The following is a 23,471-nucleotide window of genomic DNA, read 5'->3' on the forward strand; positions in this document are numbered from 1 at the left end:
CCATGCCGAGCGGGGTCAAGCGCAGCGGCGTCCTGGGCAGCCTGCTCGCGCTACGGGATCGACTGAGGGCCAGCGGCGGCAAAGGCCTGGCCGACGCCCTGGTGCTGGCCGGCGTGACGGTCGTGGCCGCCAGCCTGGCGCTCGCCATGAACGTCACGACGCCCGTGCGCTTCGTGGAGAACCTGACCTACGACTTCCGGCTCGCCCTGGGAGTTCCGCCCGCGCAGCCCGGCGCGTTCGCCATCATCAAGGTGGACGACCTTGCCCTGAACGCGATGCGCGATTCGTCCGAGTGCCGATGCCTCGCGCCGATCAACAAGGCGTGGCTGGCCGACGTGCTGGTGGCGCTCGACGCCAAGGGCGTGAAGGCCATCGGCCTCGACTACCTGCTCGACACCTGGTCGTCTGACGAGGAGTTCGAGGCCTTCAGCCAGCGCATCGCGGGCGTGAAGGCCCCCATCGTGGCGGTGGTGGACCCGGCAATGACCCCGGGCGTCGACTTCAAGGTGAGCCCCAAGATCCGGTACTCGGACGCCAAGGCGCTGATCCTCACCGACTATGACGGCGTTGTGCGTCGCTACGATCCCAAGCCCGGGAAGATGCCCGCCCTGGCTACGGAGGTGGGGGTCGCCGCCGTGGGGCTGAAGCCGCCCGCCGGGCCCTTCGACATCCGCTACCGCGCGCCGGATCCCACGGTTGAGGCCGAGAACGCCGGCGCCATCGCGCCCTCCTTCTCGGCCGCCCTGGTCGAGTTCATCCCGGCCAACCAGCTGAAGGACAAGATCGTCTTCATCGGACGCACGACGCGGGCCGCCACGGCGGACGCCGACACACCCGTCGAGGACATGCACACGACGCCGCTGCGCTTCCTGGAGGGACACTATCGCGGCACGCCCGGCGTCGAGGTCCACGTCCACGCGCTTTCGCAGATGATGGCCGGCGATCGGGTGAAACGGTCGGGGCCCCTCTGGACCACGGCCATCGTGCTGTTCTCCGCCCTTTTCGGATCATTCATCGGCCGCTCGACCCAGAGCTGGTGGGTCTCGGTGGGCATCGTGTTCCTGGGGATCGGGATCGGCGCCGCGGGCGCGGTCTTCCTCTACAAGTACACCGCCGTGATGGTGCCCATGGTGGCGCCGGCCTGGGCCTTCGCCTTCGGCTTCTTCCTTCTCTCCCGGCTGTCGGCGGCCGAGTTGCAGAACCAGCGCGCGTTCTATTCCTCGACGCTGGAGCGCTATCTCGCGCCGCAGGTGATCGACCGGATGGTGGGCGGGCAGGAGCAGGTCAAGATCGGCGCCGAAGAGCGCGAGATCACCGTGATGATCTCGGACCTGGAGAACTTCTCGAACCTCGTGGCCAGCCTGCCGCTCGAGACCTTCGAAGGGGTGATCAACGAGTACTTCGACGGCGTCATCGACATCCTGTGGAAGCACGAGGCCATGATCGACAAGATGACCGGCGACGGCATCATCGCGATCTTCGGCGCGCCCGTGCCCTACGAGGACCACGCCGACCGCGCCATCGCCTGCTGCCGCGAGATCGACGTCTACGCCCTGGAGATCCGCGAGCGGATGATCGCCCGCGGCATCAAGTTCGGCTACACGCGCATGGGCCTGTCGTCGGGCATCGGCCTGGTGGGCAACTTCGGCGGCGAGCGCCGGTTCAACTACACCGCCTACGGCGAAGTGGTGGTGATTGCGGCGCGCCTGGAGGCCGCGAACAAGACCTTCGGCACGCGCATCCTGTTCTCCGGCGACACGCTCAAGCTGGCCAAGCGGGACGTGCCGATCGAGGCGGTGGGCGAGATCGACCTGAAGGGCGTCCCGGTCCCTATCCCCGCCTACACCACGCCCACCGTCGAGGTTCCCCGCACCTAAGGCCCCTGCCCTGGTGACCGCCCCCCCGCCGCTGCGCGAAGGTTGCGCCGATGGGCCGCCTCATCGATGCGATAGAAGCCCCAGGTCGCGATGGAGAGGCCGCTCAGCAGGACCATAATCGGCACGTAGACCCAGGCGACCTGCATCATGCTGTCCAGGCTTTCGGGGCCTGGCCGCGCCTTCTCCGGGAACCCGGCCCAGGCCAGCAGCAAGCCCGGTATCGCCACGGCCAGGGAATTGACGATGCGCTGGGGCAAGCTGTCCGCCGTCATCAGCAGCCCCTCGGCGCGGTCGCCGGTGGCGGCCTGCACGTCCTCGACGATGTCGGCCACCATCGAGGACACGATGATGAAGCCGCCAATCGTGCAGACCCCGGCCGCGAAGGCGAAGCCCCCCAGCAGCATCAGAAGCTGGGGCGACGCCTCGAGCGTGAGAAGGCCAAGGAGCTTGCCGACCATCGGCGCATGCATGAAGCCGACCCCCAGGAAGAACAGCGTCATGCACGCCCGCTTCTTGCCGAACCGCTCGGCTATCCGAGGGGCGAACAGAGCCGCCACGATGGGTGGCGGGATAGCGAGCAGGGACAGCACGAGGATGTCGCCCGACTTCAGCCCCCAGAAGAAGGTGTAGAAGTAGAGCCTCAGCCCGCTCTCCATGCCCAGCGTTATGCCCGCGAAGACGCCGGCCGTGACGGCGACGAGGAAGCTCCGGTTGCTCAGCGCCCGGATCACCCTGCCCGCCTGCACCCGCAGGCTGATCCGATCCGCGATCCTGGGCGGCTGGAACAGGCGTGGGATGGCGTGGCGGGTGCCCAGGGCCATCGCCAGGATGGAAGCAGCTACGATGGCCGAGATGGTCAGGGCGAGCGGCCCATATCCCGCCGGATTCAGCTGTCCGACGGGGTACGCCGGCGTCGCACGCAGGAAGACGCCGTATATCAGGACCGTGGCCACGCCCGACGTCGCGGCGCCGATCATCCACCGGTAGCTGATCAGCACGGTGCGGTCGTGATAGGCCTTCGCAAGCTCCGGACCCAGCGCGTTGCTGGCGATCTCGAAGACGCTGAAACTCACGTTCAGGAACAGGCCGGTGGCCAGGACGTACCAGAACATCTGGTCCGCGGCCCAGTCCTGGGGCGGATGCCACCGGAAGTAGATGGCGACGGGGATCAGGAACAGTCCGGCGACGAGGAAAGGGTGCCGACGGCCCCAGCGCGTACGCGTCTGGTCCGACGCGTTGCCGATGAGCACATCGATCAGTGCGTCCGAGAAAACCGTGACCGACAAGGCCAGCGCCACCACCACGGCGGGGACCCCGACCACCTGGTTGTAGAAGAACATCGCCAGGGCGCCGAGCGCATTGAACGCGCCCGGAGCGGCTGAGCCCAGACCGTAGAACAGCTTGATGCGGAAGCTCGCCTTCGGAGGCGCGTCGTGGTCGTCCGACGTCGCCGTCTCATGCGCAGGGTCGATGATCGCGCGGCCTCCCGACTGCGCCTCTTCCCCAGCCCAGGGTGCGAACCGGCGCCGGCCCTTGTCAAGCTCGAAGGAGCACGGCCGACGGGAGGTTCGCCGCGACCCGGTTGCGCCCCCTCCTCGGCGGAACGCGCTCTAGCGTCCGGCGGCAGCCTCGCTCACCGGCACGCCCAGCCAGGCGCTCATGTCCGCCTCGTCGGTGACGCGGTACGGCCGGCCCCAACGGTCGGTGAAGAAGCGCTCCATCTCGGGCCGCGTGAACGGTCGGGAGCCCAGGCGGCCGAAGATGGCCATCTGGTAGCCGGTCTCGTCCACGCCACGATCCCGGTCGAGGCCCTTGGACAGCGCCAGCGCCGGCATCGGCGTCTTCGCCCAGGCGATCAGCTCGGGCTTCGGCGCCGGCGAGAAGCCGTAGAAGTTGGGCTGGCTGGAGGGACTGGTGATCTGCAGCACCTTCAGGCCATTGCGGCCGTCGGCGACGTAGGCGAAGGCCGAGGCGTTGGTCGAGGCGACGATCACGTCCTCGGCGTCGTTGAGCTGTCCGCCCGCATCGAACTTCTGGTAGACGCGCGGCCGCTCCGGCCGGGTCACGTCGACGATGACGAGGCCCTCGCGCTTGGCCGCCACGTAGGCGTAGGTGCGCGCGATGTAGACGCGGCGAGCGTCGGCGATCGGAACCGTCGCGCCTTCGACGAGCTTCGGCTGGTCGAGCTTGGTCACGTCGAGCACTTCCAGGCCCCGCTGGGTCGTGACCCAGAGGTAGCGGAACTGCAGGGCCGAGGCCCGCACGTCCGGCAGGGCGACCGTCGTGACGTGCCGCGGCTTGAGCGGGTCATCCAGATCGACCACGACCAGGCCCGCGTCGGCGGCGATGTAGGCGTAGTGCCCGCCCAGGGTGATGTGGCGCGCGCCGCGCAGGACGCCGCCGCCGTTCCAGGTCGCGGCCCGCTTCAGCTTGTTGTTCCGCGGATCGCCGTCGGCCAGCGTGTTCACGTTCACCAGGATCAGACCTTCCTCGGCGTCGGTGACGACGGCGTACGAGTAGATCGGATGGAACTTCTGCTCCTGGTTCACCTCGAGCAAGCTCGACTGGCCGCCCGTGAACGGGTTCGGCACCATCATCTTCTGCATCGCCTCGTTGCGAAGCGGCGCGATGTTCTGGTTGGTCGGCAGCGCCATGCAGGTGGCGTTCGCGGAGTCCACGCGCGTGTCGTGGCCCACGGACGAGAACGGCGCGGTGATGACCGGCTGCGAGACGCTCTTGTTGGCCACGCTCGCGATGTCATAGACGCGGAAGCCGCCCTTCCCTTCGGCGACGAACATGTACTCGCCGCGCATCTGCAGGCAGCGGGCGGGGCCTTCAGACTTGTGGACGATGTTGCGTATCCACTCCGCGCCGTCCTCTTCGCCGCCCTTCAGGCCCTTGGCGAACGGAGCCCCGCGCACCCGGGTCTTGATCTCGCGGCCGTGGCCTTCGACGTGGTCCTTGTAGAAGTCGGGATAGGCGTAGCGGTGCAGGTACGAGCCGAAGACCGCCTGCGGTTCGCTCCACTCGCTGACCCGGACCGCCTCGATTCCCCCGTCCAGCCCGACCCAGGCGTTCTGGCCCACGAAGTTCACGTAGTTGGTCCCGAGCAGGAGCAGCTGGGCCATGATGGCGTTGTTGTCGTTCGCCGCCGAGACGTGGCAGTCCGTGCAGGTCTTGGTCTCGGTCGTGCGCACCGTGTGCGGGAAGTGCGGCGCGAACGCCTGGCTGGAGAAGCCCGAGGCCGCGATCGGCGGCTGCTGCACGTAGATGCGTTCGCGGTTCACGTTGGTGGAGGACAGCACCAGCGCCGACGACGAGCGCACCGGAGCGATGGTCGCGCCCTTCGTCGTCATGTGCTTGCCGAGCTGGTACATCTCGTCGCGCGCCACCTGCGGATTGTAGGTCGCGTAGTTCCGGGTGGTTTCACCCTCGTACTTGTGGGCCTTCGCCTCCCAGTTGGCCTCGATGGGCAGGTGGCAGCCCGCGCACGCCGTGGTCCACGCCGTGTGGCAGGCGAAGCACTCCATCTCCTCGTCCTTGTGCGCGCGCTCGCCGGCGGCCACGCCGGGACCCCAGGTGAACGGACGGCCGTTCTGGCTGATCTTGCCCATCAGCTTGGCGCGGGCGGCCTTGGCGTTGAAGTCCGGGTTGCCGCGGCTGACGCTGTCCTTCACCAGCTTCACCCGCCACTCCAGCTTGGGGTCGAGGAGCGAGCGCTGGACGAGCACGCGGCGGCCGTCCTGCTCGACCCACTCGAACCGGCGCTGACCGTCGGGGTTGCGCAGCAGGGACAGGTCGTTGCCCTTCTCGTCCGCCGCGGGACCGGAGGTCCTCAGGGTCGGGTACGCATCGGCCGTGCCGTGGCAGTCCTTGCAGCGGATTTCGACGGCGTTGGCGACTTCGCCATAGATCAGGCCCGAGCCGTGGCTGTCCTGGGCGAAGTGGCAGTCGGCGCACTGCATGCCCTTCTCGGCATGGATGTCCATCATATGGACCGCCTTGCCGGGGCTGTTCTGGCCGGCGGGCGTGAACTTGGGCGCGTCCTTGCGCACGAACTTCTCGGGATCGTCGTTCGAGACGATCTTGCCCTCGGCGTCGAGGAGGTTGCCCTCACGGTCGCGCTTGAAGATGGCGCGGAAGTTCCAGCCGTGGCCGTGGTAGTCCGCGAACTGGGTGTCCTTCAGCTTGGCGTTCAGGTCGAAGACGTTGCGCAGGAAGTCCAGGTCGGCCCACTTGCCGCGCGGCGCGGCGCCTTCCGGGTTGCGGTCCAGGACCTTCCGGATCTCCTCGGCCGTCGGATACTTCTGGCGCTCGGGCCACATGAACGGCGCGTCGGACTCGTAGTCCCACATCGTGTAGCCGAGGTAGGTGTTCACGAACATGTTCGGCTGGTGCATGTGGCAGTTCATGCACTGGGCCGTCGGAATGGCGCGCGTGAACGCGTGCTTGATCGGGTGGCCGGACTCTTCCTTGCTGATTGTGGGATCGACCTGCGCCGACTGGCCGTCGCGGCCGTAGGGCGCCCAGGTCAGGCTGGCGTGGGGCTGGCGGTTGTTGGCGTAGACCACGTGGCAGCCGCCACATCCGGACGTGCGGTAGTCGCCCGGCTGGTCGTTGGTCCCCATGAACCACATGAAGGGGTCGTTCAGGCGGGTCTTGTGGATGTTGAGCACCGGAATCGCCACGCGCAGACCGGTGCCGGGGCCTCGGTTCGACTGCTTCAGGTCGGGCCGGCCAGGTTCCTCCAGGCGTTGCAACGCGCCGTTCGCGTTGGGCAGGCCCACTTCGGCGAACTGGGTGTTGATGTTGCGGCCGCCCCGCTCGAACACCCGGAAGATGTCGCCGGGGGGCACCACGTGCCACGTGGGCAGCGGGTAGAGGGTGGGCAGCGCGCCGCGTTTGGCCTGCTCGGGCGTGACCTTCCCGGGCGGGTTGCCCGGCGACACCAGCCGCGCCGGCTCGCCGTGCGTGGTGTAGGCCTCGCCCAGGACGTAGTTCTTGAAGGGCAGAATCCCGTTGTTGTACGAGCCGCCGCCCCAGAGCATGGCGCCGGTCGACATCAGCGACCGCTCGGCCCGCTCGATGATCTCCATGTGGCAGGCGCCGCAGGCGAGCCGCGCGACGCGGTAGTCCGACGGGTTCATGAAGCGGACGAACTCGGGCGATTCCTTGTTCAGCAGCGTGTAGCTGGCCTTGGGGTTCGCCGAGCTGGGGTAGTGCCAGGTCTTGGGGTACTTCGGCAGCACGTGGCCCTTGTCGCGGATCCTCGCGTACTCGGGCGACGTCTTGGCGAGGCCGGCCGGCGCGATGGCGGTCGCGTCCCCGCCGTGGCACGAGGTGCAGCCCAGCTTCACCGCCTGGCTCACGTGCATCGTCTTGGCGTCGGAGTCAGTGTGGCACGAGACGCAGCCCTTCGACGCCGCATCGGCCTCAGCGTCGGTCATGCCCAGCTTGGCTGCCGGCGCCATGACATAGCTGCGCTTCACGGGCTTCTCGCCTTCGGCCGCCTTCAGGGAAAGGGGCGCGACCACGGTCAGCGCGATCAGCGCTCCCAGCCTCAGCCATTTTTTCCCGGATTTCAGCATCTTGACCCTAGAAGGTGAGAATCGCGTTGAGCAGGATGGAGTAGTACTGGTCGTCCCGGCCGGCGTTGCTGAACAGGTCCTTGAAGCCCTTGCCAGCGTCGAACACCGCGCCCGACGCCCGGAAGACGATGTTCTGCGTCATGTGCGGGCGCCAGATCGCCGACAGCGAAGCGTCCCAGCCCAGCGACTTGGGGATCGAGCCTTCCTGGCGCAGGTTCTGGACGATCGTCGTGTTGACGAACCCGATGTGGTTCACGTTGGCCGAGAGCCGCAGTTCGGGCGTCACGTCGAAGTCGGCGCCGCCGCCGAACAGGGTCGTGCCCGGATTGTTGAAGTTCGACTGCCCTTCCTCCTTGGAGGCGCGCAGGCTGTTCAGGACGCCGTTGCGGGCATTGACGCCGATGACGCGGCCGCCGCCCGCGAAGGGGATCGTCTGGCGGATCCAGTAGCTGGTGTCGGACCCGGCGAACTGCGGGTTCTCGAAGATGGAATCGAAGCCGCGCTCGGTGTTGTCGTACGGGTTCTTGTCGCCCGAGGCGTAGAGGAACGAGCCGCGCACCCGGATCCAGTTGAAGTCGATCGACGGCTCGGCGGCCAGGAAGAAGGCGCGGATCTTGGCCTGGCGGTCGGTGAAGATCGACCGCCGGTCCTCGCCGAACGCGTAGTATGCCGACGCCGTGATGTTGTAGCGGCCCCAGTGCCCGTCGGCGTTGTAGCCCAGATAGGTCACGTCGTAGTCCCGGCCCCGGAGGGTGCCCAGGAGCGCCGGGCGCTGCGGGAACCCGTTCTTGTCGACGTAGATCTCGTCGCCTTCCCGGTTGCGGTTGTGGACAACGGTGAGCTGCGAGGTCAGGCCGGGCACGGGCAGGTCCTGGCGATAGACGTTCGCCACGAACACCCAGTCGTCGCGCAGGCGCTGCGTCAGGTCGTTGAGGCCGGAGTTCGTATCCTTCTCGACGCGCCAGAAGGCGCCCAGGTTGTACTGGATGCGGTTGTTGTCGCGGTTGCCGAAGAAGCGCACCCCGAGCTGGTTGTCCTGGAAGAGGAAGCCCCGGAAGTCGCTGGAGAACGGCTGGATCCCCACGCGCACCGAGTCGAAGTCGTAGCGCGCGCCGACGTTGCGCAGGTGGTAGTCGACGAACAGCTCCTGCACGCCGATGAACGCGTCGTTCCGGTGCGTCTTGCGGCTGGGCTCGACGTAGAGGACCCGCTTCTCGGGCACGTCGACGTAGTTGTCCTGGAACGCCAGGGCGACGCGCACCTCGTACTCCGGCGGCATGTAGGCCGTGGAGCCCTTGATGATCGAGCCCGCGACGATGAAGGTCTGGGCCAGCACCAGCGAGGTGTTGCGCCCGAAGATGTCGAGGCTGCCGGCCCGGGAGGTCGTCTGCACCGACACCGGGATCGGGAAGCTGCGCGGCTCGACAACGGTGTCCGAGATCGCCGTCAGCGCCAGGAACAGGTTCTCGGTGCCCGCGATCGGGATATCGCCCTTCCAGAAGTTCTGGTTGTAGGGATCCCACCACCGCGGCTTGGTGACGCCCAGCGCGCCGGCCAGGCGCCAGCGGTCCGGTATCGGAAACTCGTCCTTCGGGAACGCCTCCGGCGGGGGCGCACGGACCGCGCCGGGGTTGGTCTGCTGGATCTCTTCCGGATACTCCTCGACCCTGCCGGGCCGGCGTCGTCCCTCGAGCGGGGCCGCGTCCGCCGGGGGCGGCAGGGAGTCGGCCGGAGCCGTGGTCTCGGGTTCGGCCGCGGCCGGAGGCGGCGGCGAACTGTGCGCCTGCGCGGCGGCGTTGCTCGCGAGCGCGACGGCCGAGACGGCGCCGCCGGCCACCCCGGCGTCGGCGAGAAGGTCGTCGATGCTGCGGAAGGCCGTCGGCCCCGGGCCGCAGGTCCGCTGCAGGATGTCATCGATGCTGAGGCCGCCGCTCGCCTCGGCTCCGGCCTTCGCCGCAGCCTCGGCCTGCCCCGCGAGGGCGGCGAAGGCGACAAAGGCGAGAAGCTGAGCGCGTCGCATGCCTTATTTCCCTTGGCACGCGTTCTGATCGTTCGTGTCGAGGAACGGCGCGAACGGACAGCCCACGTAGCGCAGGCGCGTATTCGTTGGACCCACGAACAGGGTGTCGGAGCGAATCGCTACCGGAGCGTTACCGACGCTGCCGCCGACCTTCAGTCCGCCGTTGTGCGTGCCCAGGAAGGCGATCATGTCGTCCTGATCGATGCCGTCGCCCGACACGCCGATGGCGCCGACGAGACGGTTCCCCCGGTAAATCGGCACGCCGCCCGGGAAGATCTGCAGGCCGTTCTGCAGGCGGTTCTGCCCCGGCGCCACTTCGGGCAGCGACGTGCAGCGCGCCGGGGTGTCGGCGTTGGCGCCCAGCACGAAGCCAAGGTGCTGGCCGATGTTGCCAATGATGAGGGCCGACTGCAGCCCGGTGGAGAGCGGGCTCCACTGGCTGATCGGCCGCGACAGCGGACCGGGCGGGCGGCCCACCTCGCCATCCGGGAAGTAGGGCCGATGCAGGTTGCCGATGGCTCGCGGCGTGATGGCGTTCTGGCCCGTCAGGGCGTTGGCGTTGCCGAAGAAGTCGCGCGTGCGCTGCACAAAGCTGCGCACGTCGGCGCTCGGGTCGGCCGAGAGCGTGCTGGCGGCGAACGTGCCCGAGAACAGGTTGGTCGAACGCGCCTTCTGGGCCGAGACGTCGATCCCGAACACGGGCGCGTCCGGCGAACGCACGATGCCCAGGATCTGGCCGCGGCTGTCGACCAGGGTGATCGTCACCTCGGCGCGGCTGTCGAGCGGACGGCGGATCTGCCCCCTCGCCCGGCTCATGATCGTGAAGGCCTCTTCGAGCAAGGCGCGCGATTCCGCCGCCGAGAGCGGCGTCAGGCCGTCGGCCGCGTCGGTGCCGCCGCGGATGGGGAAACGGTTCGATCCGGTCCCGTCGCTCAGCACCATAGCGCCGGCGATCGAGAACTCGGCCGAGGTGGCCAGGCGGAGGCCCGAGGCCTCGGAGCCATAGGCCTGGCCGGCCAGAGCGGCGCCGCCGGCATAGTAGCCGGTGACCGCCGTGAAGCTGCCCGCCGCGCCCAGCGTCGAGAAGGCCGGCGCGCTGGACGGCGTCGTCCGCAGCGTGCCCGTCGAGGCGTCGGAATAGCGGAGCGCCGTGCCGTCGACGGTGATCCGGTCCGCCCGCTGGTCGACCGGGGCGTCGAAGCCCACGGTGGCGGCGTAGGCGATGTTCTCCTCGTCGTCCGCGTCGACGTCGAGGATGTTGCGGTCGAAGCCGTAGTCGCCGTCGCCGACGACGCCGACGCCGCCCACGAGCGTTCCGTTCTTGTAGATCGGGAACCCCCCGGGATCGGCCGACAGCCCCAGCGGCGAGCGGCGCGGCCCGATGCCCAGCGTCGCCCCGCGGTTCACCACGTCTGAGCAGGGAAGCGAGGAGAACTGCACCCCGAACAGCGGCCCGCTCTCCAGCCCCACGGCCGAGGGCGCCGGCGGGAAGTGCTCCTGCACGATCTGGCTGGCGGTGCGGGTCGAGAAGGCGTTGCCGCCCGACGACGAGAGGTAGGCGCCTGTGATCGCCTTGGCGATGGCCGCCGCCGTTGCAGGCACGACGACGCCCTGGGCATCGAGGTTCGTGCCGGAGGGGCCGTCCCGAAGCCGCGTGGTCGCGCGCGCGCCGGCCATCGAGTAGACGGCCAGCACATTGCCCACGCGGTCCGTCACCGCGATCACCGACGGCAGGTTGCGGGCGCGGGCCTCGGCCACGGCCTGGGCGATGATCTGCTGGACTTCGGCGCTGGTGAGGGCGACCGGAGCCGGCAGGGTGTAGACCCCCGCCGCGGTCGGGCCGGGCGCAGGTGGCGGCGGCTGCGGCGCAGGCGCGGTTCCGCCCCCTCCGCCGCCTCCGCCGCCGCAGGCCGCGAGCGCCAAAGCGGCCACACACACGGCCGAGCGCAGAACTGATCTCATCTGAGCGACCTCGCCGCCTGGGCGACCTGAGCCAGGGAGGCGCGGAAGGCCTCCGGGCGGTAGCTGTTCGGATCCCGGACCTGGGCGTACGCCCGGTCGAGCAGCGGACGGACGCGCGCCACGGCCCCGCGATCGGCCTGGCCGGCCGCCACCAGGGCGTTGAGGAGCGTGTCGGCCGCCATGACGGCCTGCGCGCTGCCCGTGTAGTCCGTGTAGCGGCGCGCGATCTCGCCCGTGAGCACCGCATCGAGGATCGCCAGCGTCTCGGCGCGCGAGAAGCTGCGAGCCGCGAACGTGTCGGCGAGCGAGCGGGACGTGGCTGCGAGCCGGGTGGCGGCGCGGAGCGACTCGCCGCGGTCCCGCGCCATCGCCGCGTGGAAGGCCCGCGAGTCCGCCTCGAGACGCTGGGCCAGACCGGGCGCGATCACCCGCGCCGCGGCCTGCAGCATGATCATGTTCTCGTCGTTGAACGGCGGCTGGCCGGACGGGATGGGCCGTCCGGGGTTGGCCTCCCACTTCGGCCGGGCGCGCGGATCGTCCGAGATCTCGCGGTGGCAGGCGTGGCAGTCGAAGAAGTAGAGCTCGGGGAAGGCCCCCTGGTGCTTGCCGCCCTCGCCGTACAGCGACAGCGCGCGGTCGAGGGCCATGGCCTGCCCGACGGCCCAGGTCTTCACGCCGCCCGCATAGCCCTTGCGCTTCACGTAGTCGGCGTCGACGTCCCAGTGCTGGACGATGCTGGAGAACAGGTCGAGCTCGAAGGCGACCCGCGGATGGCCGGCGGCCATCATGCGGTGATCGACGAACTGGCCCTGGCGCGAGCTGCCGAAGTGGCAATCCAGGCAGACGCCCGCGCGCACCTTCGGGTTCTCGAGCGGCCGCAGGCCGTTGGCGACGTTGTTGGCGTGCGTGCCCTCGACGGAGCGGTGGCTGGCGAGCCAGCCCGACGAGGCGCCGTGGCAGGCCTCGCAGCCGACACCGTCCGAGATCTGGAACTTGGCGCCGCGGGCCGGCGCGGGATCGGCGTGGCAGCCCAGGCATTCCTTCGCGTTCTGGGCGGGGCCGAGCCCCATCTTGCGGGCGATGGCCTGGCCCCGCGCCTCGGTCAGCACCCGCCAGGCGCGGCTGTGGGCGCCGGCGGCGCTGGACGGGCTCTGCCAGGTGATGAGTTCGTTCTGGCGGACGTTGACGCCCGAATCCACCTGCCGGCTGTGACAGCTGGAGCCTGCGCAGGACGCGACGCCTTCATGGACGCCCTTGGTGGCGGCCGATCCCGTCGCGGCGGTCGCCACAGGGCCAACGCCGACGGCGACCGCGCCCGCGATAGCGGCTGCGGCGGCGCATAGCGCGCCCACGATACGCGACGCTCGTGCTCCCCCCATCCTCATCCCCCGGCGCCCCTTACTCCCCCAAGAGTCTTAGCGGGCTCAGCTTGCCTACGGTAGTCCGAATAAGGCGAATGGGACCAGATCGGAAGGCCGGCGCCTAGTCCTACGGCGCCGCTCTCCTAGGAGGAGTCTCCGCTTCCAAACTGAAGCCTCGAATTGTAAGACGGACTGGGAGCCGGGTTTTGGGGGGTCGAGTATGGTATGGCGTCCGTCGAGGCTGCGGCGCGCGACGCGAATCGGCTTGCTGGCGCTCGCCACCTCGGCATTGACCCCGACGGTTTCGACCTGGGCCCAATCGGCCGCGCCCCAGCCCGCGACGACCCCCGGAACCAGCGCCGCAGAGGTGAACCCCGCGAGCCGCATCAGCCGGCCGCCGCCCCGCCGAGGCGCGGGCGCCTTCACGCCCGAGCCGCCGGGCCCCTGCCCGCTCGAGTCCTCGGACGTCCAGGTCACCCTGACCTCGGTCACCTTCCAGGGCGCGACGGCCGTCGGCGCCGATGAGCTCCGCGGAGCCTACGCCGACGTGATCGGAAAGCCGCAGCCCGTCGCGGTGATCTGCCAGATCCGGGATCGCGCGGCGCGCATCGTCTTCGACTCCGGCGTGCTCGCCCGCGTCGAGATCCCCGAGCAGCGCATCGCCGGCGGCGCCCTGGTCCTGGAGGTCATCGAGGCCCACGTGGTGAACGTGCGGGTCCGCGGAGACGTGGGTCCGGCCCAGGCCCTGGTCGAGCGGTACGCCGAGAAGCTCCGCGGCATGAAGCCCTTCGACATGGCCAGGGCGCAGCGGTACCTGCTTCTTGCGTCGGACGTGCCCGGCATCCGGGCGCGGGCCGCCGTGCGCCCCTCCACCAGCACCGAGCGCGGCGCGGTGGACATCGACATCACCGTGGCCCGTGAAGGCCCGGACGTGTTCGCCAACGTGCAGAACACCGGCTCCAAGCAGGTCGGGCGATGGGGCGGCCTGATCCGCGGCGAGTTCGCGGGCTACACCCAGTACGGCGAATCGACGGCCCTGACCGCGTTCCACACCCTGGACTCCAACGAGCAGTGGCTGGTCCAGCTCGCGGAGACCGCGCGGTTCGGGGCCGAGGGCCTGGTCGGCCGGGGGTCGATCACCTACGGCGAGAGCCGGCCGGGCGACTTCCTGAAGCCCCTCGACCTCAAGAGCAGGTCGGTGGTGGGCAACGTCGAGGCCGCCTACCCGGTGATCCGCTCGCGGAGCCAGAACCTCAATGTCGCCGGCGGCTTCGATTTCATCGACCAGCGCACGCGCCCCGGCGGCGCCGCGACGCTGAGCCACGACAAGCTGCGCGTCCTCTACGCCCGCGCCGACGGCGACTACCGGACGGAGATCGCCGGCCGCCCCGTGCTCACCAGCGGCGCGGTCAGCATCCGCAAGGGCGTCGACGTCTTCGGGGGCAGCGACGCCGGCGACGTTCTGCTCACCCGCGGATCCGGCAAGCCTGGCGCGTGGGTGCTCCGCGCCCAGGGCGGCGGCGACATCGCGCTCTCGGACCGCTTCACGGGCCAGCTGCGGATGCAGGCGCAGTACTCCGGCAGCCAGCTGATGCCGTACGAGCAGATCTCGCTGGGCGGGCTCACGGTCGGCCGGGGCTACGATCCGGCGGCGCTGCTCGGCGACAAGGGCGTCTCGGCCGCTGCGGAACTGCGCTACGGGCCGCTGCAGCTGCATCCCAAGGTGGCGGCCGCACCGTATGCTTTCTTCGACGCGGGCTGGGTGGCCAACAACAACGCGTTCGCGGCCGGCGTACAGAAGGATCGCACCCTGAAGTCGGTCGGCGCGGGCGTCGTGTTCCGGCTGTTCAACCGCGCCAACCTGGAAGTCACCTACGCCCATCCACTCGACGCCACCCGGACGGGGGGGCCGCGTCCAACAGACCGCGTGCTGATCCAGCTCACGGCCAGTCTGCTCTGATGCGGAAAGAGAAGTAAGCATGCCCACGCTCATGAGTTCAGCCGAAGGCCGCCGCCGCTTCCTGTTCGCGCGGACCGCCCTCTGCGGCGCTCTGGCCGGCATCAATTCGTTCTACGCGCCCTCGGCCGCGGCCTTGCCCGTGGGCGGCGTTGCGCAGGTCAGCGCCGGCGGCGGCGCGCCCACCATCACCAGCACCACCGACCGCACCGACGTGAGGCTCAATGCGCCGCGCACGGTGCTGAGCTGGACGACCTTCAACGTGCTCCCGACCGAGACGGTGAGCTTCCGGTTCGACAGCAACAGCTGGGTGGTGCTGAACAAGGTCACCGGCCTCACCCCCTCCAAGATCGAGGGCGTCGTCGAGGGCAAGGTCGGGTCGAACTACGGCGGCAACATCTGGTTCTCGTCGCAGAACAGCATCATCTTCGGCGCCGGCGCGCAGGTCGACGCGGGCAGCCTGTTCGTGGCGATCGGCACGCCCGACACCTCGCAGTTCCTGAATCCCTCGAACAACCTGTTCTCGTTCTCCGGCGGCGACGCCCTGCCCAACTCGCGGGTCATGGTGCTCCAGGGCGCCAAGCTGACCGCCAACGGCGGCATGGTGGCGCTGATGGGTCCCACCATCCAGACGCGCGCCAACGCCGTGGTCAGCGCGGTGAACGGCAGCGTGCTCTACGGCTCGGCGAAGAACTTCCAGATCCGTCTGGCGCCGGGCGCCGGCGGCGACTTCGACCTCGTCGACTTCATCGTGCCTAGCGTGGACGACGGCGCCGACAGCCAGGTCGCCATCGACCTGGGCGGGGACACGCGCGCGAACTCGGTCTTCCTGGCCGCCGTCTCGAAGTCGGCGATCGGCAGCGCGGTGATCAACCTCGAGGGCATGACCACCGCGCAGCAGGCAAAGGCCGACGGCGGGGACATCGTCCTGTCGGGCGGGGGCGGGATCGCCAACCGGCAGGCCGCCCCCACGCTGGACGGCGCCGCGGCGACGGACATCTACCTCAACAAGGCCACGGCCTCGCGCGATCTGCAGGTGCGCAACGTCGGCCGGATCTTCGGCCGCCCGTGGGTCCGCCCACCCGAGGAAACCAAGAACCCCCCCACTCTCACCGAAGACGCCAACCCGCCGGAGGACAGCGGCGACAACGGCGGTGGGAACGGCAATGGGAACGGGAACGGAAACGGCAACGGCAACGGATTCTTCGGCGGCGCCATCGACTCGGTGGTGCTGGACAAGGCGCTGGTCTCGGCGCTGTTCGACCCGACGGCCATCTCCGCGATCAGCACGGGGCGTGACGCCAGCATCAAGGCGACCGCCTCGATCGAGCTGGGGCGCATCGTCGCCAGCCGCGACGTGTCTGTCGAGGGCGCGGACGTCAAGGCCAACAGCCTCATCGCCGCCCGTGACCTGACCGCCGCCTCCACGAAGGGAGATATCCTGCTGGCCGGCGTCGGCGTGACCGGCGTGGGCGCGATCTCGGGCAAGGTCGACGCGAAGATCGACGCGATCAGCGCGCCGAACAGGCTGACGGTGACGTCGGGCCGCGACATCACCCTGGGCGACGGGGTGTCGACGGTTTCCGGGGTGATCAACCTGTCCGCGCCGCAGAACGTCACGATCGAGCTGGCCCAGGCGAAGGTCGACAGCATCACCGCCGGCGCCAGCGTCGACCTGCGCGGCGGCGCGATCGAGGCCAACAGCATCACCGCCCCGCGCGTGTTCGGCATGGCCCAGAGCCTGAAGCTGGGCACGGTGACCACCAGCGGCGACCTCTACGTGGTGGCCACCGGCGGCGACGCGGTCGTGGGCAAGGCGACCGTCGGCGACGACATCTTCGTGCTGGCCACCGGCGGGACCGCCTCCCTGGGCGATGTGACCCTCACCGGCGGGGCCCCGGATTCGGTGCAGGTGGAATTCGTCGGCAACCCGGACCGGGCCGGCAACGGCCGCGTCGTCCGCGTGGAGTCGACCAACTTCGACGCCAAGCTCGGGCTTGGGACCGGCGGCGTCACCGGGGCGACGGAAGTCTCGGTCCGCGCCGGCCAGGACGCGGTCGTCGACGTGCTGCGGCCGACCCCGGGCGCCTTCTCGGTGATCGCCTCGCGAGACGCCACGCTGAAGGCGCCGACCGTGCGGCTCGACGCGGTGTCGGCCGGCCGCGATCTGACCGTCGGCTCCACCACCGGCGACTTCACCCTGTCCAGCTCCTTCACGGCGGTGAGAAACGTCACCATCACGGCGGCGGGCGCGCTCAGGGTCGCCGACGTCCGCGCCGACGCCGGCTCCGTCTCGCTCATCGGCAGCACGGTGACGGCGGGCGCGGTGTCCGCGAGCGAAGACCTCACGCTCCGGGCGACGGCGGCGAACGGCTCGGTCACGACCACCAGCTACCGCACGGGCCGCGACCTCATCATCCAGGGCACAACACTCAACCTTGGCTCGACGATCGGGCCGGTTACGCGTGATCTTTCGATAACATCGCTCGGGAACTTCACGTCGACGACCGCGCTCAGCGCCGGCCGCAACCTGACGCTGGACGTGGCGGGCACGGCGAATGTCGCAGCCCTCAGCGCGGCGGGAACGCTGCGCATCCTGGCGGGCGACCTGGACCTCACCGGCGTGGTGACGGCGGCCAACGCGCAGGTGGAATCCCGGAACGGCGCGCTGCGGGTCGGCGGCGCGGCGGGCGGAGCCGGCGCCCTCATCCTCGACAACGCCGAATTCGGCCAGTTCCGCGTGGCGGGGACCTTGAAGTTCTACGCCGGCTCGACCACGGGCGGGACCCGCGGCGACCTGTTCATCCAGAACCTGACGGTGAACCCTGCCAACACGCCCAGCCTCGTGTTCCTGGTCGGCTCCAACAACACCGCGAACGTGCAGGGCGTGGCCGCGCCGACCACCGGCGGCGGCCTCCTGCGCATCGGCGACGCCACCGACCTGAGCTGGCGGCCGAATTCGATCCTCGTGACAGGCGGACTGGGCGCGGCGACCTTCAACGGCGGCCAGTACAGCGACATCCGGGCGTTCACCGAGGTTCGCCTGGCCGCACGGAACGACATCCTGATGGGCTCCCAGCGGTTCATCACGCTGATCCAGGGCACGGCGGTCGGCGAGATCGACACGGCGGCAGGCCGCCCCGCGGGCGTCGCCCCGACGCCGGACGAGACCAACCGCATCTTCGTCTCCGCGGGCAAGCTCGAGGTCTCGGCGGACAACAAGGTCGTACAGCAGAACACCGCCCCCCTGGGCTTCGGCCAGGCGGTGGGCGTGTTCTTCACGGGCCAGTCGAACCCGGCCCTGGTGATCGATCCGCCGAAGGTGGTGGAGCTCTGGGGCGCGTTCTCCGGCGCGAACGGCCAGGTCGTCACCGGCGCGCCGGCGGGAACGGGGGTCAGCTTCACGGTGGTGGACGCGGCGGGCAATCCGATCTCCAAGCCGTCCGACGCCAACTACCGCTTCAACAGCTGCGACGTGGGCACCTCGAACTGTTCGCCGGCCTTCGTCAGCGGCGGCGGCGGCTCGGGCGGCGGCGGCGGAGGTTCGGCCGATCCGATCGTGTCGCAGACCAGCGCCGGCATCCTCGCCGCCCGCGACCAGCTCGGCGGCCCCGGCGCGATCCTCGGCAACGACAGCTCGAACTCCAACGACTCGCAGGACTCCGAGGAGGCCGGCGAAGCCCAGGTCTCGTCCGAGAACCTCACGGCGCCCACGGTGGTGCTGGGCGTCGCGCCTCCCGACACGGACGAAATCGTCGCCGATCCGGTCACCACCGGAACCGGCAGCCAGGAAATCTGGCGCCAGCGCAGGCAGAAGAGATGATCGTGCAGCGTTCCCTCCTGGCGCTTGCGGGCGCCCTCCTCCTCGCGTCGCCGGCCGCGGCCCAGACGCGCGCCGACCTCATCCCCTTGGGCCAGAGCGCAGCATCGGGCGCGGTGTGCCAGGCGGTGCGCGACTACGACGATCCCCTGGTCCAGGCCGCCGGCCGCCGGGCCTGGAACATCCGCTGCCGCGGGTGGGAGGGCAGCCTGGGGCGGCTCTACACCTTCGAGGGCGGAGACGCGGGCGCATGGGAGACCTCGCTGGGCGCCCGCGCGCAGTGCGCGGACCAGAAGTCTGAGACGGTCGCCGGCCTCGGGCCGGTGACGCGGCGCGCCTGCCGCGCCGCCCGGACCAATGCGCCCTACCTGGCCTACAACGCCCGCCGCGGCGGCGGCGCCTACACGGCCGAGGGCCCCGCGCAGATCGCGGATGTGCTCGAGACGGGCCTGAAGGTGGTCTCCGGCGCGCTGAAGCCGCCGAAGGCCAACGAGGTTCAGACGTCGGCCGCCAGCGCCGAGATCGCCGCCGACTTCGGGGGCGCCACCGGCGGCCTCGCGCGCAGCCAGGCGGCGGCCGCGACCGACCCCGCGCGCCTGCGGGCCCGCGCCTACGTCCAGAACAACGAGTGGCGCTTCGAACAGGCCGAGACCGATTTCCAGGCGCTGCTCGCCGACGCCGAAGCCCGGCGAGCCCCGCCGCGCGAACTGGGCGAGGCCATGCTCAACCTCGCCCTGAACGTCTCCAACAACGGCCGCTTCGTCGAAGCCGACCGGCTGTTCCGGGACGCCGAGGTGCAGGTGGCGGCCGCCAACGATCCCTTCCTGTCGGCCCAGGCGCGGACCTACCGCGCGCTGCATCTGCGCAACGCCGGCCGCTTCGCCGAAGCCGCCCAGGCGGCCCAGGCTGTCCTGCGCGCCAACGAAGAGGCCCGCGCGGCCCAGGGACTCGGCTCGGCCGGCCCCACCGTGACCCGCACGGGCGCCGGCGAAGTGGCCATCGGGGGCGATCTCGCGACCGCGCTCAACAGCCGGCCCGCCGGCCGCGACGTCCTGGGCGGTTCGAAGGTCTCGCTGGCCGACCAGCTGATCGTGCAGGACGCCCAGGCCCTGGAGGTCGCAGGCTCCTCGCTGGCGGCGCAGGGCGACATCGCCGCCGCCCGCGAGGCGCTCAACCGCGCCGCCCAGCTGCTGACCCGCGCCGAAGCCAACGGCGCGCTGAACGTCTGGCTGCGCGCCCGGATCGAGGCCGACCTGGCCGAGGTCGACATGGACTCCGGCCAGCCCGCGGCCGCCGTCGCCCGGTACCAGGACGCCGTGCGGACGATCCGCCTGCGACATGCCGGCACCGCGGCCGAAGGCGGGCTGCTGCTTGACCTGGGCCGTGCGCAGGCCGCCGCTGGGCAGGAAGACGCCGCCCTGGCCAGCTATGCGCGGGCCTTCGACCTGTTCCAGGCCCAGCGCGGCGCGCTGGGCGCCTCGGCGGACGACGCCGCGCCCTATTTCGACCTGCTCATCAAGCGCATCGAAGCGGACCCCGCCAGGGCCGACGAGTACCGGGCGAGGTTCTTCTCGGCCGGCGCCAGCGTGATCTCCAACGCCACGGCGCAGACGGTCTCCAAGCTGGCGGCCCGCGTCGCCTCGGGCGACGGCGCGGTGACGGGACTGGTGCGGGCGCTCGAGGACACCCGGCGCGAGTTGCGCGTCGCCGAGGCGCAAGCCGCCCAGCTGCAGGCCGCGAACGGCTATGCCGGCGCCGAGCGGACGGACCTCGAGACGCGGCTGCGCGCGCTCCAGACGCAGGCCGACACGCTGGAATCCCAGTTGCTGGCCGCCAACCCGCGCTATTCGCAGCTGGTGTCGTCGCAGGCGACCCTCGCCGACCTGCAGAAGGCGCTCGCGCCGGACGAAGTGTACGTGAAGATCCTGCTGCTCAACGACCGCAGCTACGGGATGCTGGTCTCGAAGACGGCCGCCAAGCCGTACGCCATCGCCAAGAGCCGCGGTCAGATCGGCGCCGACGTGCGCGTCCTGCGCTCGCCGTTCGAAGCCGAGGACACCCTCCCGCCGTTCGACGTGGCCCGCGCGCACCAGCTGTTCACGACCCTGTTCGGCCCCGTGGCGGCCGAAGTCATGGCGGCGAAGCACCTGATCTATGAGCCCGACGGGCCCCTGATCTCGCTCCCCGTCGCGACGCTGGTCACCCAGGACCCGGCCGCGCTGCTGGCCAAGGCCGGCGACGGCAAGGACCCCGACTACCGGCAGGTCGCCTGGCTGGGCGCCAAGACGGATTCCGCCCTCGTGCTCTCCGCGGCCAGCTTCCTGCAGTCGCGGGCCTTCGCGCCCTCGCGGGCCAAGCGGAGCTTCCTGGCCTTCGCCGACCCGACGACGCCGATGAAGGGCGACCCCAAGGCCTACTCCTCGGTGGTCCGTCGCTCGGTGTCCCTGCGCAGCAATCGCGACATCTCGAACATCTGCGAGAACACCCGCCTGGCGCTGCTGCAGATGCCGCCGCTGCCCGACACGGCCGACGAGGTTCGCCAGGTGGCGGCCAGCGTCGGCGGCGCCACGTCCGACGCCATCATCACCGGGGCGCCGTTCACCGACGACGCCGTCAAGGCCCGCGGCGACCTCTCGGACTACAAGGTCCTCTACTTCGCCACCCATGGCCTCCTGCCGCAGCCGTCGGCCTGCCTGCCCGAACCGGCCCTGATGACCTCGGTCGGCGGCGGCGAGAGCGATGGCCTCCTGGACGCCAGCGAAATCCTGGACCTGAAGCTCGACGCCGACCTGGTCGTGCTCTCGGCCTGCGACACGGGCGGTGCGGGCGGCGATCCCTCGACCACCGGGATGCAGGGCGGGGGCGAAGCTCTGGGCGGACTGACGCGCGCGGTGATCTACGCCGGCGGGCGCAGCCTGATCGTGTCGCACTGGTCGGTGGACTCGGTGGCGACGGTCCGGCTGATGACCGGCATGTTCTCTGCGGGCGCGCCGTCGAGCGCCGAGGCCCTCACCCAGTCGCAGCGGGCGCTCCAGCAGAACGACCAGTTCTCGCATCCGTACTACTGGGCGCCCTTCACGATCGTGGGGGACGGCTCCAAGGCGCTCCCCTCCGGGTCCACGCGCACGGCGTCCAACTGATTCTGGCGGACGCGACGCGCAGCGGCCTATAGGGCTGGCATGGCCAACGCCGCCGTCCAGCTGAACACCGAGCCGTACGACGCCTCGATCCCGCGGCCGATGGGGCGGAACTCGGCGGGCGAAGGGTTCCTCCGCGGGTTCCTGCGCTACGCCGACGTCGACCGGTTCCACTTCTGGAACACCTTCGACGAGGACCAGACCCACCTCGACGCCCTGCTGGAGCGCCTCGGGCCGGTCGGCCGGCCCGTGAGCTGGATCGCCCGCGGCGATCGCGACAGCCTCAGCGAGGCCGGGGCGGTGTACATTCCTTCCCCTGAGATGCGTCAGGAAGCCTGGGCACGCCGGGCGCTGGGCGGGCACGCCTATTCGCTGACGGGCGTCACGCACACCATCGCCGAGACCTACATCCTGGATGAGATCGCTGGCCTGCTGTCCGCGCCCATCGAGCCCTGGGACGCGCTAGTGTGCACGTCAGAGGCGGGCCGCAAGGCCGTGGAATCGTTGCTGGAAGGGGTCGCGCTGTACCTTCAGGAGCGGTTCGGGGCCACCCGCATTCCGCCCGCCCAGCTGGTGACGATCCCGCTGGGCGTCCATGCCGACGACTTCCGTCGCGACGAGAAGGCCCGTGGCCGCTGGCGCCGCAAGCTCCACATTCCGAACGACGCCCCGGCCGCCCTGCACCTGGGACGCTTCAGCCTCACCACCAAGATGCACCCGGGCCCCATGGGCGGCGCGCTGGCCGAAGCCGCGCGCAGGCTGGGACGCCCGGTCTACTGGATCCTCTTCGGCGGAGCCCGACGCGATTCGGACGAGGAGGCGTTCCTCGCGGCGGCCCGCGCCCTGGCGGACGATGGCGTGATCCTGACGCCGGTGGGAGACACCTCGGCCCGGGCGCGCGACGAGATCGTGTCGGCGGCGGACGTATTCCTGTCGCTGAGCGACAACGTGCAGGAGACCTTCGGCCTCACCCCTGTGGAGGCCATGGCCGCGGGCCTCCCCTGCGTGGTGAGCGACTGGAACGGCTACAAGGACACGGTCCGGCACGGCGTCGACGGCTTCCGGGTGCGGACACTCGCCCCGCGGCCCGGCCTCGGAACGGACCTGGTCTACGCCTACGCCAACCGCCTGATGACCTACGACAACTATGCGGGATCGACCGCGCTGTTCGCCGCGCCCGACGTCGGCGAGGCCGCCGAGGCGCTGACCGCGCTTTTCTCGGACCCCGACCTGCGCGCGCGGATGGGGGCCGCAGGCCGCGCGAGGGCGCGGGAGGTGTTCGACTGGCGGGTGGTGATCCCTCAGTACCAGGCGCTCTGGACCGAGCTGGCGCGCCGCCGCGCCGCTGCGCCGCCTCAGCCGGCGCGGGACAACCCGTTTCGGCCCGACCCGTTCCGGATGTTCTCCGCCTATCCCAGCGCTGCGCTCTCGCCCGCGACGGAGGTGTCCCTGGCGCGGCCGTTGACGGAGGCTGAAGCCGAGGCGCTGCTGACGCGCGCGCACGTCCGCAACCCGGCAGCCCGCCTCCCGCACCCGGACGAGGCGATCACCCTGATCAGCGTCCTGGCCGCCGCGCCGCTGACGGTTGGCGCGATCCTTGCGGAGACTCCGCCCGAACGCCGACCCTTCATCGAAAGGGGGATCCTGTGGCTCGCCAAGTTCGACTTCGTGCGTCTTCGCGACGGATCGTCGCGTACATGAACACGCAAGCGCCTGGTTCAGGTACCGTTCAGGACCTCGATGTGTTAG

General features: G+C 70.3%; 10 protein-coding genes. 5 read left to right on the top strand and 5 right to left on the bottom strand.

Annotated features, from left to right (window positions below):
* Positions 1-2: 2 nt before the first annotated feature.
* Positions 3-1,877: a CHASE2 domain-containing protein gene (locus AC2D8W_RS01280; RefSeq protein ID WP_484669997.1), complete on the top strand. Its 1,875-nt coding sequence runs from the start codon at positions 3-5 to the stop codon at positions 1,875-1,877.
* Here AC2D8W_RS01280 and AC2D8W_RS01285 read toward each other — a convergent pair.
* The 5 genes from AC2D8W_RS01285 to AC2D8W_RS01305 form a co-directional block, all read right to left on the bottom strand.
* Entirely contained in the window at positions 1,874-3,352 is a 1,479-nt protein-coding gene (locus AC2D8W_RS01285; RefSeq protein ID WP_484670539.1) for an MFS transporter, read from the bottom strand. The two genes, AC2D8W_RS01280 and AC2D8W_RS01285, sit on opposite strands and share 4 nt — an antisense overlap.
* A gap of 135 nt (positions 3,353-3,487) precedes the next feature.
* On the bottom strand, positions 3,488-7,465 hold the full coding sequence (locus AC2D8W_RS01290) for a hypothetical protein (protein ID WP_484669998.1): 3,978 nt from the start codon (positions 7,463-7,465) through the stop codon (positions 3,488-3,490).
* Between the two features lie 7 nt (positions 7,466-7,472).
* Complete coding sequence (locus tag AC2D8W_RS01295) at positions 7,473-9,485, bottom strand: hypothetical protein (RefSeq protein ID WP_484669999.1); 2,013 nt, start codon at positions 9,483-9,485, stop codon at positions 7,473-7,475.
* A 3-nt stretch (positions 9,486-9,488) separates the two neighbouring features.
* Positions 9,489-11,447, bottom strand: coding sequence for a heme-binding protein (locus AC2D8W_RS01300; RefSeq protein ID WP_484670000.1), 1,959 nt, complete (start codon positions 11,445-11,447; stop codon positions 9,489-9,491).
* Positions 11,444-12,646, bottom strand: a complete 1,203-nt coding sequence (locus tag AC2D8W_RS01305; RefSeq protein ID WP_484670001.1) for a multiheme c-type cytochrome — start codon at positions 12,644-12,646, stop codon at positions 11,444-11,446. Before AC2D8W_RS01305 ends, AC2D8W_RS01300 begins: the two co-directional genes overlap by 4 nt.
* A gap of 529 nt (positions 12,647-13,175) precedes the next feature.
* Here AC2D8W_RS01305 and AC2D8W_RS01310 point away from each other — a divergent pair.
* From AC2D8W_RS01310 to AC2D8W_RS01325, 4 genes are read left to right on the top strand one after another with little or no spacing between them, the layout of a single operon-like run.
* Positions 13,176-14,768, top strand: a complete 1,593-nt coding sequence (locus AC2D8W_RS01310; protein WP_484670002.1) for a ShlB/FhaC/HecB family hemolysin secretion/activation protein — start codon at positions 13,176-13,178, stop codon at positions 14,766-14,768.
* A gap of 19 nt (positions 14,769-14,787) precedes the next feature.
* Positions 14,788-18,588 (top strand): two-partner secretion domain-containing protein, encoded by a 3,801-nt coding sequence (locus tag AC2D8W_RS01315; protein ID WP_484670003.1) that lies wholly within the window; start codon positions 14,788-14,790, stop codon positions 18,586-18,588.
* Positions 18,589-18,590: 2 nt separating this feature from the next.
* A complete protein-coding gene (locus AC2D8W_RS01320) occupies positions 18,591-21,725 on the top strand; it encodes a CHAT domain-containing protein (protein ID WP_484670004.1) in 3,135 nt (1,044 codons plus the stop codon).
* A gap of 39 nt (positions 21,726-21,764) precedes the next feature.
* Complete coding sequence (locus AC2D8W_RS01325) at positions 21,765-23,423, top strand: glycosyltransferase family 4 protein (RefSeq protein WP_484670005.1); 1,659 nt, start codon at positions 21,765-21,767, stop codon at positions 23,421-23,423.
* Positions 23,424-23,471 lie beyond the last annotated feature (48 nt).

Source organism: Phenylobacterium sp. T106 (assembly GCF_057219735.1).

Excerpts from the sequence above, each read along its gene's own strand:
- AC2D8W_RS01280 (WP_484669997.1), top strand. The coding sequence starts at position 3 with ATGCCGAGCGGGGTCAAGCGCAGCGGCGTCCTGGGCAGCCTGCTCGCG.
- AC2D8W_RS01290 (WP_484669998.1), bottom strand. The coding sequence starts at position 7,465 with ATGCTGAAATCCGGGAAAAAATGGCTGAGGCTGGGAGCGCTGATCGCG.
- AC2D8W_RS01295 (WP_484669999.1), bottom strand. The coding sequence starts at position 9,485 with ATGCGACGCGCTCAGCTTCTCGCCTTTGTCGCCTTCGCCGCCCTCGCG.
- AC2D8W_RS01300 (WP_484670000.1), bottom strand. The coding sequence starts at position 11,447 with ATGAGATCAGTTCTGCGCTCGGCCGTGTGTGTGGCCGCTTTGGCGCTC.
- AC2D8W_RS01315 (WP_484670003.1), top strand. The coding sequence starts at position 14,788 with ATGCCCACGCTCATGAGTTCAGCCGAAGGCCGCCGCCGCTTCCTGTTC.
- AC2D8W_RS01325 (WP_484670005.1), top strand. The coding sequence starts at position 21,765 with ATGGCCAACGCCGCCGTCCAGCTGAACACCGAGCCGTACGACGCCTCG.